Raw genomic sequence first — 12,583 nt, 5'->3', positions numbered from 1 at the left:
ATAGACTACATCTATCAAATAGATGCAATCAATGGATTGTTCTTATCGCGAGCGAATCGGTAACCTAGCTCCTGTCGATTCACCCACTCCCCTTCACCAGAGGAAAAACGATGTCCCTGATCAATACCCAGATCCAGCCGTTCGAAGCCAACGCTTACCACAATGGCGAGTTCATCAAGGTTTCCGACGCCAGCCTGAAGGGCCAGTGGTCCGTTCTGATCTTCATGCCGGCCGCCTTCACCTTCAACTGCCCGACCGAGATCGAAGACGCGGCTGACCATTACGCCGAGTTCAAGAAGGCCGGCGCCGAGGTCTACATCGTCACCACCGATACCCACTTCTCGCACAAGGTGTGGCACGAAACCTCGCCGGCCGTCGGCAAGGCCCAGTTCCCGCTGGTCGGCGACCCGACCCACAAGCTGACCCGTGCCTTTGGTGTGCACATTGAAGAAGAAGGCCTGGCCCTGCGCGGCACCTTCATCATCAACCCGGAAGGCGTGATCAAGACCCTGGAGATCCACTCCAACGAGATCGCCCGTGACGTCGCCGAGACTCTGCGCAAGCTGAAGGCTGCCCAGTTCACCGCCGCCAACCCGAACCAGGTCTGCCCGGCCAAGTGGAAGGAAGGCGAGAAGACCCTGACCCCGTCGCTGGACCTGGTCGGCAAGATCTAACGCAGTACCGGCCTGCCGTGGCCCCACGCCACGGCGCGCCTTTCATCCCCGTGCCGGTCCCCCCGCCGGCGTGGGGGTGAACCCAAGACAGCCAACGCTCGCCCGCCTTGGCCAGCCAGCCCCTTCCACGGTCGCTGTCTTGGGTTCACCCCTACCCCCTGCTGGTCCGCTACCTTCTACAGCGGTGCCACGCCCCCTGTTTGCCTGAAGCCAGGAGATGACCCGATGTTGGACGCCAACCTGCAGTCGCAGCTGAAGACCTATCTGGAGCGCGTGACCCGCCCGATCCAGATCACCGCGCACGCCGACGACGGCGCCAAGTCGCAGGAAATGCTGGACCTGCTGCAGACCCTGGAAAGCCTGTCGGACAAGATCACGCTGCAGGTCCTGCGCGATGGCCAGGGCCGCGTGCCGTCCTTCGACCTGGGCACACCGGGCCAGGACATCCATCTCACCTTCGCCGGCCTGCCGATGGGCCATGAGTTCACCTCGCTGGTGCTGGCGCTGCTGCAGGTGGGCGGTCATCCGTCCAAGGCCACCGCCGAGCTGATCGAGCAGGTGCAGAACCTGGAAGGCGAGTACAGGTTCGAAACCTACTTCTCGCTGTCCTGCCAGAACTGCCCGGACGTGGTGCAGGCGCTGAACCTGGCGGCGGTGCTCAACCCGCGCATCCAGCACGTGGCCATCGACGGTGCTCTGTTCCAGGACGAAGTCGAGAAGCGCGAGATCATGTCGGTGCCGACCGTGTACCTCAACGGCGAAGTGTTCGACCAGGGCCGCATGACCCTCGAGCAGATCGTGGCCAAGCTGGACACCAATGCCAGCAAGCGCGATGCCGAGAAGATCGCCGCCAAGGACGCCTTCGACGTACTGGTGGTGGGCGGTGGCCCGGCCGGCGCTGCAGCGGCGATCTACGCCGCACGCAAGGGCATCCGCACCGGCATCGCCGCCGAGCGTTTTGGTGGCCAGGTGCTGGACACCATGGCGATCGAGAACTTCATTTCGGTGAAGGAGACCGAAGGCCCGAAGCTGGCCACGGCGCTGGAACAGCACGTGCGCGAGTACGAGGTGGACATCATGAACCTGCAGCGCGCCAGTGCGCTGGTGCCGGCCGGCGAAGACGGCCTGGTGCAGGTGCAGCTGGAGAACGGCGCGGTGTTGAAGTCGCGTTCGGTGATCCTGTCCACCGGCGCGCGCTGGCGGCAGATGAACGTGCCGGGCGAAGACCAGTACCGCAACAAGGGCGTGGCCTACTGCCCGCACTGCGATGGCCCGCTGTTCAAGGGCAAGCGCGTGGCGGTGATCGGCGGCGGCAACTCCGGCGTGGAAGCGGCCATCGACCTGGCCGGCATCGTGTCGCATGTAACCCTGCTGGAGTTCGATTCCAGCCTGCGCGCCGATGAAGTGCTGCAGAAGAAGCTGCGCAGCCTGGCCAACGTCACTGTGTTGACCAGCGCCCAGACGACCGAAGTGCTGGGCGACGGCAGCCGTGTCACCGGCCTGGTCTACAAGGACCGCGTCGGCGGCGACGCCCACCGCGTCGAGCTGGAAGGCATCTTCGTGCAGATCGGCCTGCTGCCCAACACCGAGTGGCTGAAGGACACCGTGGCGCTGTCGCCGCGTGGCGAGATCGTCATCGACGACCGCGGCCAGACCAACCTGCCGGGCGTGTTCGCTGCTGGCGATTGCACGACGGTACCCTACAAGCAGATCATCATCGCCATGGGCGCCGGTTCGACCGCCGCACTGAGCGCGTTCGACCACCTGATCCGCTCGTCGGTAAGCAACAGCAGCGGTGCCGTTGCTGAAGCTGCCTGATCCACCGTTCCCAGATCACCGGGAGCATTGTCTGCCTGTCGGGTAACCACGCCGTCAGCCGGTCCGTTACCCCTGGGGTGTAAGGATGAACCTACGTGATCTGAAGTACCTGGTAGCCCTGGCCGACCACAAGCATTTCGGCCGGGCTGCCGCCTCCTGCTTCGTCAGCCAGCCCACGCTGTCCACGCAGATCCGCAAGCTGGAGGAAGAGCTGGGCCTGCCGCTGGTGGAACGCGCACCGCGCAAGGTGATGCTGACCCCGGCCGGCCAGGAAGCGGCGGCACGGGCGCGGGTGATCGTGTCCGAAGTGGAACAGCTGAAGGAAGCGGCGCGACGCAGCCGCGATCCGGAAGCCGGTACGGTGCGCCTGGGGATCTTCCCGACCCTGGGCCCGTACCTGCTGCCGCATGTGATCCCGCGCATCCGCGATCGCTTCCCGGAGCTGGAACTGCTGCTGGTCGAGGAAAAGAGCGATGTGCTGCTGGACCGCCTGCGCGAAGGCAAGCTCGACGCTGCATTGCTGGCGCTGCCGGTGATCGACGACCAGCTGCATGCCGAGTTCCTGTTCGAGGAACCGTTCCTACTGGCTGTTTCCGGGCGCCACCCGCTGGCCCGTCGCGAACACCTGGACGTGCAGGAACTGGCCACGCAGAAGCTGCTGTTGCTGGAAGACGGGCATTGCCTGCGCGACCAGGCACTGGAAGTCTGCCGCCTGTTCGGTGCCAACGAGAAATCCGAGTTCCGCGCCACCAGCCTGGAAACGCTGCGGCAGATGGTCGCCGCCGACGTCGGCATCACCCTGCTGCCGAGCCTGTCGGTGCAGCCGCCGGTGCCGCGTTCGAACAACATCCGCCTGCTCGACTTCACCGGCGAGGGCCGTCCCAGCCGCCGCATCGCCATGATCTGGCGCCGCAGCTCGGCCATGAACGATTTCCTGATGGAGCTGGCCGACCAGTTCAAGCGCCTGCCGCAGACACTGTTCACCCTGGAGGCGGTCAACGCCGCCGGCGACACGGCCGCCCTGCCCGGCCCCGCGCTGAACGGCTGAACCCCCGCAGCACCGGCCTGGCATCGGCAGGAGTCGATTCCGGCCGCATTTGTCCCCACAATACAGACAGGCGGCGCCAGCAGGTGCCGCCTTTTGCATGGCTTTCAACCAAGGAGCTTCACCATGAACACCGCCAGCGGCCTGCCGCCGTCGATCACCGTTTCTACCTTCGACATGGACCGCCTGGACGCCATGCTCGAATCCCCTGCGCTGAGCCAGACGCCTGCCGCGCTCGCGCTTGCTGAAGAACTCAACCGTGCCACCGTGCTGGCGGCGGACCAGATTCCCGAAGGCATCGTCATGATGCATTCGCGCGTGGAGTGCGAAGATGAAGTGTCGGGCGAAAAGCACGTCCTGACCCTGGTCTTCCCCCGCGAAGCCAACGTCGATGAAGGCAAGGTCTCCGTACTGGCCCCGGTCGGCACCGCCCTGCTGGGCCTGGCCATCGGCCAGAGCATCGACTGGAACGCGCCTGGCGGCCGCAAGCTGCGCCTGCGCGTGACCGCGGTCCACAACGACCGCCCCTGATTACCGCTGCGCACTGCGCGCGATTTGATCCCCCTGCACCAGGAGCCGTAATGAGTACCCCGTCCAAACTGTCCCAGCTGCGCGAACTGTCCGTGGTCGTTGCCGATACCGGTGACTACGACGCGATCAAGCGCCTGCAGCCGGTGGATTGCACCACCAACCCGACCCTGGTGAAGAAGGCGCTGGACCTGCCGGTCTACGCCGAGCTGATCGAACGCGAACTGGCCTGGGGCCGCCAGCAGGGTGGCGACCGCGAAGCCGTGGTGCACGCCGTGGCCGACCGCCTGACCATCGGCGTCGGCGCGCTGCTGAGCACGCTGGTGCCCGGCCGCGTGTCCACCGAAGTGGATGCCGACCAGGCCCACGACACCGCTGCCACCGTGGCCAAGGCCCGCCAGTTCATCCAGATGTACGCCGACGCCGGCGTGCCGCGCGAGAAGATCCTGATCAAGATCGCCGCGACCTGGGAAGGCGTGGAAGCCGCGCGCATCCTGCAGGCCGAAGGCATCGACTGCAACCTGACCCTGATCTTCAACCCGACCCAAGCGCTGGCCTGCAGCGAAGCCGGCGCGTTCCTGATCTCGCCGTTCGTCGGCCGCATCCTGGACTGGTACGTGGCCAACGGCCAGGCCCCGGCCAGCATCGACGAAGACCCGGGCGTGAAGTTCGTGCGTGGCGTGTATGCCGAATTCAAGCGTCGCGGTTCGCCGACGGTGGTGATGGGCGCCTCGTTCCGTTCGACCGCGCAGATCGAAGCGCTGGCCGGCTGCGACCGCCTGACGATTTCGCCGGACCTGCTGGAGAAGCTGGATGCCGACCACGGCGAGCTGCCGCGCAAGCTGGTGGCCGGTGCCGCCGATGGCACGGCGGTGACCCCGATCGATGCGGCCAAGTTCGCGGCGGACCTCGCGGCCGATCCGATGGCCACCGAGAAGCTGGCGACCGGTATCGATGCGTTTGCCAAGGATCTAGAAGCACTGCGCGAGCGGATCCGCGCGGCACTGTGATTCCGGCCAACGGCTGAGCCCCTCGTGGCGGGGGCTTGGTCGCGAAGAGCATGAGGTTGGCCGGGATGGGTGGAATTGCGGGGGACGCCGTAAACCCGTCCTTGGGGGCTTGGCCGCGGCATCCATGCCGCGGACACCCCCGCAACCGGACCCACCCCGCCTTCGACAGATTTCCGCGATCTGTGGATCCATGCCATACGTGGATGAATCTCTGTCGGATATCGAAATCAATCGGGGGTCAGATCCGTTTTCCAACGGAAAGCGGATCTGACCCGACGACCCCATGCCGCACCAAGATCAATCCAACCGTCACCGTGAAACTGTCAAAGGTGGGGCGGTGTGGGCTGGCAGGACCGTTGGCGCCATGGATGGCGCCATCGAGCCCCCAGGGGTGAGGGCGCTTTGCTTGCGAAGCACTGCTTCGCAAGCGCCCGAACGCACAGCCGCCAGCGGCTGGGCCGGACCCCGGAAGGGGGGTTTACGGCGTGTCCTGCCAGTCCACACCGTCCCGCCAAACCAGCAGAAAACCAGAGCCGCTTTGGCTTTGGCTTTGGTTTTCGCTGTTGCCGGCCAGCGGCCGGCACTACCGCAGGTGCAGGGCGCAGCCCTGCCGACCCACCCTCCCCTGCGCACGAAAACGATTTCACTGTTTTCAGCAAACCGTCATCCCTTCGCCACGCCAGTACCATATTGCGGAGCAGCATGCGCCCGCGGGCGACCCATGCTAAAAAACGCCCGCCCATCGCTTAGATCGATCCAAGACGACGCTGCGATGGCCGGGAGTTGGGGGAGCGGCAACAGGACGTACCAGGCCACGTGCACGGTGCAACTGCCACTGCATGGCGATAGCGACAATGTCACTTCAAATTAGATCGATTCAAGTTGTCCGTGCCACGTCACCGGATCAATCCAGGAGAGAGGGAGAGATGGGAATGAAGCATTCAACACGTACGCATGGCCAGGACGCATTGTCGTTGGCCGTCGCGCTGGCCCTGGCCGCCGCCGTCGCTCCGGCCGGCGCCGCCGCGCAGCAGGCAACCACCACCGGCTCGCAGGACGCCACCAACCTGGACAGCGTCCAGGTCACCGGCTACCGCTACGCCATCGAAAAGAGCCTTGAGCAGAAGCGCGACGCCAACGCCGTTGTCGAAGTGATCACCGCCGAGGACGTCGGCAAGTTCCCCGACAAGAACGTGGCCGACGCACTGCAGCGCGTGCCCGGCGTGGTCATCACCCGCAGCGGTGGTGAAGGCAAGAGTGTCAGCGTGCGCGGCCTTGCGCCGGACCTGACCCTGACCCAGTTGAATGGCAACTACGTGGCCACGTCGGAAACCAACGACGAAGCCACCCGTTCGTTCAACTACACCCTGCTGCCGTCGAACATGCTGTCCAGCGCCGAGCTGTTCAAGTCGCCGGAAGCACGCATCGACGAAGGCGGCATCGGCGGCACGGTCATCCTGCACACCCGTCGTCCGCTGGACATGGAGTCCAACTCGGGCTTCGTCACGCTCGAGGGCACCTCTTCCGATACCCACCACGATATCGACCCGCAGGCCTCGGCCCTGTATTCGTGGCACAGCAAGGATGAGCGTTTCGGCGTGCTGGTCGGCGTGACCCAGCAGAAGCGCACCACCCGCACCATGGAAGCCAGCACCGAGGACTACCAGTGGTACGGCGCCGGCAGGGCACGCGACGCCTATGGCAACGTGCAGCAGCAGGATGGCATCCACTACTGGTGGGGCAAGTCCGGGTTCAACAACCAGACCGGCGGCAACTACAGCGACTTCTTCATGCCGACCTCGGTCAACTTCGCGGTGAAGGAAGAAAAGCGCGAGCGCAAGGGCGGCCAGCTGACCTTCCAGTTCAAGCCGGTCGACAACGTCACGATGACCGCCAACTACTTCCGCTTCGAGCTGCAGGGTGACTACACCCAGAACATGCTGAAGATTCCGGAATGGAGCATGGCGCGCTACAACCAGGACGGCAACTGGGCCGGAGGCCGCCTGCTCAATGGCCTGGACTTCGATGCCAGCGGCAACACCGTCACCGGTGCCCAGTTCGAAAAGCTGGCTGGAAAGACCTACTACTGCAGCGAAGACCAGGCCAAGGCCGCCGGCCTCAAGCCCGGCGGCTGGGGCCCGGACGACTGCACGATTCCGACACCGCAGCTGACCGGTGGCTACAGCAAGGAAAAGGCGCTGTCGCAGACCGCCGACCTGACCATCGACTGGGACATCAGCCCGCTGTGGAAGGCCTCGTTCACCGGTGGCCGCACCTGGTCCGAAGGTGGTCCGTCGATGAATTTCCGCATGTCGGCCAAGCCGCGCCGCAAGGTCGGCAACGACTACCTGTCCGGTAACCAGTACAGCGCATGGGACCTGACTGGCACGCCGTCTGCCACCTTCTCGCCCGACCTGCAGCAGCAGTTGATGAACCGCATCGCCGAAGTCGACACCGGCTCGACCGATTCGTCGTGGAAGCGCACCGAGGTCAAGCAGAACTACTTCCAGGCCGACGTGACCAAGCTGTTCGAGTCCGGCTGGCTGGATTCGATCCAGTTCGGTGCCAAGTACCGTGACGGCAAGGTCCACCGCAACACCGGCAACACCTACTGGGTGTGCCCCGGCCGTGACCCGGCCGACTATGACAACAGCCGCTACCAGAGTGGCTGCGATCCGACTGCCGGCGATGCGCAGCCCGGCTTCTTCCTGTCCAGTCCGATCAGCAATATTGCCGGTGGCTTCAATGCCAACGTGTTCCCGGGCATCAACTACCCGGCGTACATCGACTATCTGAACAAGACCTACGGTGGTTCGCACAACCGTACCGAGGAAGACTTCGTCTACAACGTCAACGAGAAGATCTACTCCGGCTACTTCCAGGCCAACTTCCGCACCGAGCGCGTGCGCGGCAATGTCGGCGTGCGCGTGGTGCGCACCAAGCAGTTCGCGCAGTCTTCCGACTCGATCGAGAAGTTCAACGACTACTTCCTGGACAACGCATCCGGCGCGCCGATGGCGTGCACCGATCCAGCTGCTGCGGCCTACCCGACCTACAGCTGCGAGAGCGGCTTCGTGCGCCTGCCGCATGACCTGGCTCAGAGCAAGACCTACAGCCTGATCGGCGTGGACCGCACCTACACCGACGTGCTGCCGAGTTTCAACATTGCATGGGACATCACCGACACGCTGGTGCTGCGTGGTGCCGCATCGAAGGTGATCGCCCGCCCTGGCTACACCGACATCGCAGCACCGGGCGCACTGAGCTACTACAGCGAGGAGTACGTCAATGATCGCCGCGTTGCCGGCGGCGCATCGACCGCAGGCTGGGTCGGCCAGGGCAGCAACAAGCAGCTGGAGCCGTTCAAGGCCACCCAGTTCGACCTGGGCCTGGAGTGGTACTTCCAGCCGGGCGCGGTGGCCGGTGTCGGCCTGTTCCGCAAGAACGTGGACAACTTCACCCTGCCGGTGGTGCGCGACACGCCGATGGTCATCAACGGTGAAGCGGTGAACGTGCAGCGCTACGAGACCCAGGCCAATGGCCGCGATGGTGTGTCGCAGGGCGTCGAGCTGTATGGCCAGTACACCTTCGGTTTCGGCTTTGGCGTGCAGGCCAACTACACCTACAACGACACCAACCTGGCTTCCATTGTTCTGGACGGGCAGGAAATCGGCTCCTCGCCGCTGGTCGGCAGCGCCAAGAACCAGGCCAACGTGACGGTCTTCTACGAGAACGAGAAGTTCCTCGCGCGCGCCTCGTTCAACCGTCGCGGGCAGGTAGTCGGCGGGCTCAACAATGGCCTCACCGTCTACACCGAGCCGTATGACCAGCTGGATCTGAACGTGGCCTACAACCTGACCCCGGACTGGACGCTGACCGCCTCGGTGATCAATGCCACCAAGTCCGAGCAGCGCGTGCACCTGGGCAGCGACACCAAGGCACGCCTGATCTCCAATACCTATGCAGGCCGCCAGCTGTACTTCGGCGCTACCTGGAAGTTCTAAGGCAACACCGGGTTGCCCGGGCGCGCCCCGGTGCAACCCACGCCCCGCCCTGGCGGGGACGTTCCTCCACGGCAGCCACGCTGGTACAGGTGGCTGCCGTTTTTTTGTCGCCGCCTGGCCTGTCGTTCAGCCCGGTGCTTGACCCTGCCATCGTTGGAAGGTGCACACTGACTCCACCCCAAGAGCACCGAAGGAGCTACAGATGGAATTCCATGTTGAAGGCATGACCTGCGGCGGCTGCGCGCGCAGCGTGACCAAGGCGATTGAAGGCGTGGACCCGCAGGCCAGCGTGCAGGCTGACCCCGCCAGCCGTCGCGTGCAGGTACAGACCTCGGCCAGCGAAGCGCAGATCGTGGCAGCGCTGAACGACGCAGGTTTCCCACCGCGCACGGCCTGATCCCCTAACCAGCGCCAGCAACGAAAAGCCCGCCCGGTGCAGCTGCACCGGGCGGGCTTTCCATGCATGCAACGCCAGGTCAGTGCTTGTGCGCGCGGCGGCGCACCGCACCGGTCTTCGCGGTCTCCAGCGGCGCCAGAGTCTCTTCGTCTTCGCCCAGCCGCTGCAGGATCGGGCACTCCGGGCGCTCATCGCCCGCGCAGCAGCTGATCAGCGACTTCAGCGTGTCGGCCATCTGCCGCATGTGCTCGATGCGTTGCTCCAGATCGGCGATGTGCTGCTCGGCCAGGTGCTTGACGTCGGCGCTGTGCCGCGAGGTGTCATTCCAGAGGCCGAGAAGATCAGTGATCTCGGCCACCTGGAAGCCCAGATCGCGTGCGCGGCGAATGAAGCGCAGACGGTGGATGTCCGCCTGCGAATACGCCCGGTAGCCCGACTCGGTTCTATCAGCGGCGGGAATCAGGCCGATCTGTTCGTAGTAGCGGATCATCTTCGCCGACACGCTGGAGGCCTTGGCGGCTTCACCGATATTCATGCGGTTCTCCCTCAATGGATCGCGGCGGGGGCATCCGCCATCGGCGGCTGGAAGCGACGCAGCCGCAGCGCGTTGCCCAGCACGAACACGCTGGACAGGGCCATCGCACCGGCCGCGAACACCGGTGACAGCAGCACGCCCCAGACCGGGTACAGCACGCCGGCCGCTACCGGAATCAACGCGGTGTTGTAGGCGAAGGCCCAGAACAGGTTCTGCCGGATGTTGCCCAGCGTCGCCTTCGACAACGCAATGGCATTCGGCACGCCTTGCAGGTTGCCCGACATCAGCACCACATCGGCCGATTCCACTGCGATATCGGTACCGGTTCCGATGGCCAGGCCGACATCGGCCTCGGCCAGTGCCGGCGCATCGTTGATGCCATCACCGACGAAGGCGACATGGCCATGTTTGGCCTTCAAGCGGCGCACCGCCTCGACCTTGCCTTCCGGCAGCACCTCGGCCACCACTTCGTCGATGCCGAGCTGGCGCGCGATCGCCTGCGCGGTACCAGCGTTGTCACCGGTGATCATCGCCACCTTCAGGCCAAGCTGATGCAGTGCCGCGATTGCGGCCGGCGTGCTCGGCTTGATCGGATCGGATACCGCGATGATTGCGGCCAGGCGACCGTCAATGGCGGCATACAGCGGCGACTTGCCCTGGGTGCCCAGCTCTGCCGCCAGCGTCGCAAACAAAGTGATGTCCACGCCCAGATCGCGCATGAAGCGATCGGCACCGACCTCCACCCGCTCACCATCAACGCTGGCACGCACGCCCATGCCGGTGACCGATTCGAAATCGACCATCGACGGCAGTGCAATGCCCTGTTCAGTGGCTGCATCGACGATGGCGCGGGCGATCGGATGTTCAGAGCGCGATTCCACTGCGGCAACCGCCGCCAGCACGGTGCTGCGATTGAAACCGTCCGTGATCTCGAAGTCGGTCAGGCGCGGGCGGCCTTCGGTCAGCGTGCCGGTCTTGTCCACTGCCACCACCTGCGCGTCCTTCAGCAGCTGCAGTGCTTCGCCCTTGCGGAACAGCACGCCCATTTCGGCACCACGGCCGGTACCGACCATGATCGAGGTAGGCGTGGCCAGCCCCATCGCGCAGGGGCAGGCAATGATCAGCACCGCTACCGCGTTGACCAGCGCGAAGCTCAGGGCTGGCGACGGGCCGAAGATCAGCCAGACCGCGAAGGTCGCCAGCGCGGCCAGCATCACTGCCGGCACGAACCACAGCGTGACCTTGTCAACCACCGCCTGGATCGGCAGCTTCGAGCCCTGCGCCTGTTCGACCATGCGGATGATCTGCGCCAGCATGGTCTGCGCGCCCACCGCCGTCGCACGTACCGTCAGTGCGCCCTTCTGGTTGACCGTACCGCCCACCACGCTGCTGCCCGGCTGCTTCTCAACCGGGATCGGCTCGCCGCTGATCATCGATTCGTCGATGTAGCTGCGGCCTTCAACCACCTCGCCATCGACCGGCACACGCTCGCCTGGCCGCACTTCCACCACGTCGCCGCTCTGCACTTCATTGACCGGGATATCGACGGTGCGGCCGTCACGGATCACGTGGGCGACCTTGGCCTGCAGGTTGACCAGACGCTTGATCGCCTCCGAGGTGCGGCCCTTGGCGCGCGCTTCGAGGAAGCGGCCGAGCAGGATCAGCGCAACGATCACCGCGGCCGCTTCGTAGTAGACGTTCACCGTGCCCGGCGGCAGCAGCCGCGGTGCAAAGGTCGCCACCACTGAATAACCGAACGCTGCGGCGGTGCCCACCGCCACCAGCGAATTCATGTCCGGCGCCAACCGCAGCAGCGCCGGGAAGCCCTTCTGGTAGAAGCGGCGGCCCGGGATGGCCAGCACCAGGAGGGTCAGTGCGAACTGCAGGTACCAGCTGTTCTGCATGCCGATGTGGGCCATCACCCATTCGTGCATGCCGGGAATCAGGTGCGAACCCATCTCCAGCACGAACACCGGCAGCGCCAGCGCGGACGCCACGATCAGGTCGCGCTTCAGCTCAGCGCGCTCGGCATCCTTCTTTTCTGCGGCCTCCTCATCGGACTGCACGCCGGCCTCGATCGGGTGTGCGGCGTAGCCGACCTTGTCGATGGCCGCAACCAAGGCGGCCGTATCAGCCACGCCGCGCACGGTCGCACGCTCCGTGGCCAGGTTCACGCTGGCCTGGCTCACGCCTGGCACCGCCAGCAGCGCGCGCTCCACGCGGCCCACGCAGGAGGCGCAGGTCATGCCTTCCACGGCCAGTTCAACGGTGGCGGGGGGCACGTCGTAGCCCACCCGCTCCACCGCCTGGATCAACGCGGCCCGATCGACCGGACCGGACGGGCGGATATCCGCGCGCTCGGTGGCCAGATTGACCGAAACACTGCCCACACCTTCGACCTTGGACAGTGCCGCCTCGACCCGGCCCACACAGCTGGCGCAGGTCATGCCCTCGATGGGCAGACTGATGGTGGAGGGGCTGGCGGAGACAGCAGCGGCGCGCGGCGTGCTCATGATCGGATTCCCGGGATTCCTTCTGGATGCGGACAGGCTAAACCTTGCCATCGTGGGAA

9 protein-coding genes are annotated in these 12,583 nt (G+C 65.2%); 7 read left to right on the top strand and 2 right to left on the bottom strand.

The genetic code is table 11. The features are described 5' to 3' along the window. The first annotated feature begins 110 nt into the window (after window positions 1–110). The 7 genes from ahpC (at window position 111) to HLA98_RS12620 (ending at window position 9,476) form a co-directional block, all read left to right on the top strand. On the top strand, window positions 111–674 hold the full coding sequence (gene ahpC, locus HLA98_RS12650; RefSeq protein ID WP_019337037.1) for an alkyl hydroperoxide reductase subunit C: 564 nt from the start codon (window positions 111–113) through the stop codon (window positions 672–674). A 225-nt stretch (window positions 675–899) separates the two neighbouring features. Next, complete coding sequence (ahpF, locus tag HLA98_RS12645; protein WP_057499607.1) at window positions 900–2,492, top strand: alkyl hydroperoxide reductase subunit F; 1,593 nt, start codon at window positions 900–902, stop codon at window positions 2,490–2,492. An 85-nt stretch (window positions 2,493–2,577) separates the two neighbouring features. Beyond that, a complete protein-coding gene (locus tag HLA98_RS12640; protein ID WP_057499606.1) occupies window positions 2,578–3,540 on the top strand; it encodes a LysR substrate-binding domain-containing protein in 963 nt (320 codons plus the stop codon). Window positions 3,541–3,663: 123 nt separating this feature from the next. After that, window positions 3,664–4,068 (top strand): nucleoside diphosphate kinase regulator, encoded by a 405-nt coding sequence (gene rnk, locus HLA98_RS12635; protein ID WP_057499605.1) that lies wholly within the window; start codon window positions 3,664–3,666, stop codon window positions 4,066–4,068. Between the two features lie 50 nt (window positions 4,069–4,118). Next, the gene (locus HLA98_RS12630) at window positions 4,119–5,075 is read left to right on the top strand and encodes a transaldolase (RefSeq protein ID WP_057499604.1); all 957 of its coding nucleotides are present in this window, start codon (window positions 4,119–4,121) and stop codon (window positions 5,073–5,075) included. Between the two features lie 926 nt (window positions 5,076–6,001). Next, entirely contained in the window at window positions 6,002–9,079 is a 3,078-nt protein-coding gene (locus HLA98_RS12625; RefSeq protein ID WP_057500680.1) for a TonB-dependent receptor, read from the top strand. A 202-nt stretch (window positions 9,080–9,281) separates the two neighbouring features. Then, window positions 9,282–9,476 (top strand): heavy-metal-associated domain-containing protein, encoded by a 195-nt coding sequence (locus HLA98_RS12620; RefSeq protein WP_049445502.1) that lies wholly within the window; start codon window positions 9,282–9,284, stop codon window positions 9,474–9,476. Between the two features lie 79 nt (window positions 9,477–9,555). On the opposite strand, the gene cueR is transcribed toward HLA98_RS12620, so the two are convergent. Both cueR and HLA98_RS12610 read right to left on the bottom strand, forming a co-directional pair. Then, complete coding sequence (cueR, locus tag HLA98_RS12615; protein ID WP_057500681.1) at window positions 9,556–10,011, bottom strand: Cu(I)-responsive transcriptional regulator; 456 nt, start codon at window positions 10,009–10,011, stop codon at window positions 9,556–9,558. Window positions 10,012–10,022: 11 nt separating this feature from the next. Further along, the gene (locus HLA98_RS12610) at window positions 10,023–12,524 is read right to left on the bottom strand and encodes a heavy metal translocating P-type ATPase (RefSeq protein WP_057500682.1); all 2,502 of its coding nucleotides are present in this window, start codon (window positions 12,522–12,524) and stop codon (window positions 10,023–10,025) included. Between the last annotated feature and the right edge of the window lie 59 nt (window positions 12,525–12,583).

This window comes from Stenotrophomonas africana (assembly GCF_013004645.1).
Classification (GTDB): domain Bacteria; phylum Pseudomonadota; class Gammaproteobacteria; order Xanthomonadales; family Xanthomonadaceae; genus Stenotrophomonas; species Stenotrophomonas africana.
The sequence above is the reverse complement of the archived record's forward strand: the minus strand, read 5'-3'. Positions and strand labels throughout refer to the sequence as shown.